General features: G+C 46.9%; 4 protein-coding genes and 1 pseudogene. 2 read left to right on the top strand and 3 right to left on the bottom strand.

Annotated elements, in window-relative coordinates:
• A pseudogene (gene kgd, locus AC9UEY_RS05490) lies at window positions 1-701 on the top strand (multifunctional oxoglutarate decarboxylase/oxoglutarate dehydrogenase thiamine pyrophosphate-binding subunit/dihydrolipoyllysine-residue succinyltransferase subunit); the annotation flags it as partial.
• A gap of 4 nt (window positions 702-705) precedes the next feature.
• On the opposite strand, the gene AC9UEY_RS05485 reads toward kgd, so the two are convergent.
• The gene (locus AC9UEY_RS05485; RefSeq protein ID WP_509538875.1) at window positions 706-1029 is read right to left on the bottom strand and encodes a S26 family signal peptidase; all 324 of its coding nucleotides are present in this window, start codon (window positions 1027-1029) and stop codon (window positions 706-708) included.
• A 64-nt stretch (window positions 1030-1093) separates the two neighbouring features.
• On the opposite strand from AC9UEY_RS05485, the gene sodN reads away from it, so the two are divergent.
• Window positions 1094-1489 carry a superoxide dismutase, Ni gene (gene sodN, locus AC9UEY_RS05480; protein ID WP_509538873.1) on the top strand — a complete coding sequence of 132 codons (396 nt, stop codon included), beginning with the start codon at window positions 1094-1096 and terminating at the stop codon, window positions 1487-1489.
• Here sodN and AC9UEY_RS05475 read toward each other — a convergent pair.
• Together AC9UEY_RS05475 and AC9UEY_RS05470 are read right to left on the bottom strand one after the other, a co-directional pair.
• A complete protein-coding gene (locus AC9UEY_RS05475) occupies window positions 1486-1905 on the bottom strand; it encodes a thioesterase family protein (protein ID WP_509538870.1) in 420 nt (139 codons plus the stop codon). The genes sodN and AC9UEY_RS05475 overlap by 4 nt on opposite strands.
• Window positions 1906-1998: 93 nt before the next feature.
• Complete coding sequence (locus tag AC9UEY_RS05470; protein ID WP_509538868.1) at window positions 1999-2742, bottom strand: SOS response-associated peptidase; 744 nt, start codon at window positions 2740-2742, stop codon at window positions 1999-2001.
• Between the last annotated feature and the right edge of the window lie 17 nt (window positions 2743-2759).

Below are 2759 nucleotides of genomic sequence, written 5' to 3'. Positions count from 1 at the left end.
TCATTTCATCCGCTCTTCAAAAGTGGGGTGAGCGTTCTTCTGTTGTACTACTTCTGCCACATGGCTATGAAGGACAAGGACCAGATCACTCTTCTGGGCGTATTGAGCGCTTCTTGCAGCTATGTGCAGAGCAGAACATGACTGTTGCACAACCAGCAAGCCCTGCAAATTACTTCCACTTGCTTCGTTGGCATGCAAAGAATCCTGCTCGACGTCCGTTGGTTGTCTTTACGCCTAAGTCAATGCTTCGCCTCAAGGCTGCAGCATCTGCTTTGTCAGATTTCACAACAGGTCACTTCCAAGAAGTAATTGGTGATGATTCAGTGCAAAACGCTTCTCGTGTGATTTTCTGTTCAGGAAAGATTTATCACGATCTAGTAGCAGAGCGCACAAAGCTTGGTGAGACTGGAACAGCAATTGTTCGAGTTGAACTTTTGTATCCACTTCCTGTTGATGAAATGGTTGCAGAAGCTAATAAGCATCCAAATGCTAATTTGCTGTGGGTTCAAGATGAACCTGCAAACCAGGGTCCTTGGTCACACATTGCACTTCGCACTTCAGAAGCACATGGTGGACATGGATTTGGTGCTCGCACATTGCGTCGCATCTCTCGTCGTGCAACTGCTTCTCCTGCAACAGGTAGTCATCACTTGCATGAAGATGAGCAAAAAGCGTTGTTGCTAGAAGCCTTTACGCGCTAAAGGTTTACCTTCTACTTTTCTTGATTCGCAACAACACAACACCTACAACCTGATTAGCCGGAATCCATCCCCAGGTGCGTGAATCAGTACTTTCTTCATTGTCACCCTGCACCCAGTAATTTCCTGCATGAAACTTTTGCACACGCTTGATGAGAAATATTCCTGGACGTTCTTCGCGCTCAACAACTACAACCTTGCTAACAAGGGAGTTTCCGACCGCCTCTAAACCTGGCGCAGCATCTAGCCAGCTAACAAATAACCAGTCGCCATCTCGGTAGGCGGGAAGCATGGAACCGCCTGCGACCCTGACTGTGCCAAATTTGCTCACGGGCGGTAGTCTCGCACCATAAGCACTGCAATTCCATTACATCAATAAGTGCTTAATAGGGGAGATGAAAATGTTTGCACCAAAGACAACTGTCTACGCACACTGCGATCTTCCATGTGGTGTTTACGATCCAGCGCAGGCAAAGATTGAAGCGCTATCTGTAAAGGCATGCATGGAAAAGTACGCAGCTAACTCAGATGCAGATTTCCGCTCACGTTCAGTGGCGATCAAGGAAGAGCGTTCACATCAGGTCAAGGAGCACCTATGGGTGCTGTGGACTGATTACTTCAAGGCTCCACACTTTGAGGCATACCCACAGTTGCACTCATTGTTTAATGAGGCAACAAAGCTTGCAGGTGCTGCAGGTACAAAGGGAACTCAAGATGTTGCAGTTGCAGATTCATTGATCGCAAAGATCGATCAGATCGCAGAGATTTTCTGGGCCACTAAGAAGGCTTAGTTTTTATTTGTATCCTGAACAAGATTAAGAGCAGCGGTGCGGGCGAGGAAAGATACTCGCTCCACCGTTGATCTTTTTATCAAGGCTGCTGCAATCTGGCGATCATGCTCATACACTTCACATTCAAAGGTTAATTCTTTTCCTTCAATCTCAATCACGCGTGATGTGCCGCGTAGTTCGGCGCCAATACTTGCAGGTGATAGTGAAATGAATTCAACACTTATTGGGATGGTGGTCTCTTCCGGTTCTAGAAATAGATCTAGAGACAATATTGCTGCATGCTCCATTAAATTAATAAGCAGTGATGGCGCGATGATCGGGAGATCGCCAATACCGATTGCAACAGATGTGTCGCCAGGACGCACGATCATTTCAGTTAAACCAACAGCGCCAATAACCTCTTCTTCAGGATGCATAGTTATCGCCCTGAGTATCTGACTCGAAGCGGACAGCACGATCCGCTGAGTTCTCTTTAACTAGATCCGTTGACATCGCTCAAAACACTATCGCTAAAACAGGGTTTCTGGCTCTCCCAAAGGCGTTTCAACGGTTAACTCTTTTCCATTATTTGCCACGCTGTTTACCGCATCTGAAACGGGGCGAGCGATCACGATGGATTCTGGATGCTCAACAACCATCATCGATTTCAATTCATTCACATCGGTATTGCGAGGGTTAAGCCATAAATCCCAACGATCAGGTGGCATAAAAACTGGCATGCGGCTATGAATACTTTCTAGCTCGCCTTGTGCTTCTTGCGTGATGATCGATGCGGTTTCAATTACTTCGCCATTTGGCGCTGTCCAACTACTCCAGATTCCGGCAATGGGAAGTTGCAGGCCATCACGAGCTGAAATATAGAAGGGTTGCTTTGGTCGGTATTGACCTAAGGCCGTTGCCCACTCGTAATACCCAGATGCAGGGATCAAACAGCGTGTAGATCTAAATGCATTTCTAAATGTTGGCTTTTCATGAATAGATTCACTGCGGGCGTTGATAGCCCTAGATTGTGAGGCACGTGCCTCTTGCATATCTGTTAACCAGGGACCAATTAATCCCCAAGACACTGTTGCAAGGGCTTTCTCGCTCTTTACGTCTTTGCCAGAACGGTCATTGGCACGAACTATGTAAATTGGATTTGTTGGTGCAATATTCCAATTCAGTGGCAGTGAGCTTTCTGGCGATGTGCCGGTGACCTCAAACCGCTCCATTAGCTCGCGCATATCGGCTGTTTGCGCATAACGACCACACATAATTCAAGGGTATCGCA

It is taken from the genome of Candidatus Planktophila sp. (assembly GCF_040402275.1).
Taxonomy (GTDB): Bacteria; Actinomycetota; Actinomycetes; order Nanopelagicales; family Nanopelagicaceae; genus Planktophila.
Note: the sequence above shows the minus strand (reverse complement) of the source record. Positions and strands in the feature narration are given on the sequence as shown.